The sequence below is a fragment of the Streptomyces albus subsp. albus genome (assembly GCF_000719865.1).
Classification (GTDB): Bacteria; Actinomycetota; Actinomycetes; order Streptomycetales; family Streptomycetaceae; genus Streptomyces; species Streptomyces albus_E.
On the sequence record NZ_JOID01000104.1, the window covers coordinates 1 to 366 of the forward strand.

The following is a 366-nucleotide window of genomic DNA, read 5'->3' on the forward strand; positions in this document are numbered from 1 at the left end:
CCCACCGACTGGGTGGGCATCTTCCCCACCACCATCGCCTCCACGGCGGCTGCGGCTTCGGGGTCCAGGGTGTGGGTGGTCTCGGTGAGGGCCTTGGCCTGCAGGTAGCAGATCTCCCCGCGCTCCAGCAGGCCGACCGTGGTGGGGAACCGGCTCTCCAGGGCAGTGGCGACCGCGAGGCGGTCGGCGGCGGTCGTCCCCGACAGCTTCAATGCGCAGGCGACGTCATCGCAGGCGAAGTTCCAGTCGTAGTCCACCCACCCCATCTCGTTCGGCGGCGCCTCCAGCACCTCCGCCTCGACATCGGCCAGCAAACGCACCTGCTGCGCCTGAATCCACGCGATGTGCCGCTCCCACGCCTTCAAC

Annotated in this window: 1 protein-coding gene; it reads right to left on the minus strand. The window is 69.4% G+C overall.

What is annotated here, in order from left to right; all coding sequences use genetic code 11:
- Window positions 1–366: DUF222 domain-containing protein (locus tag IF83_RS0129570; protein WP_158711136.1), on the minus strand; the 366-nt coding region annotated here is incomplete at both ends.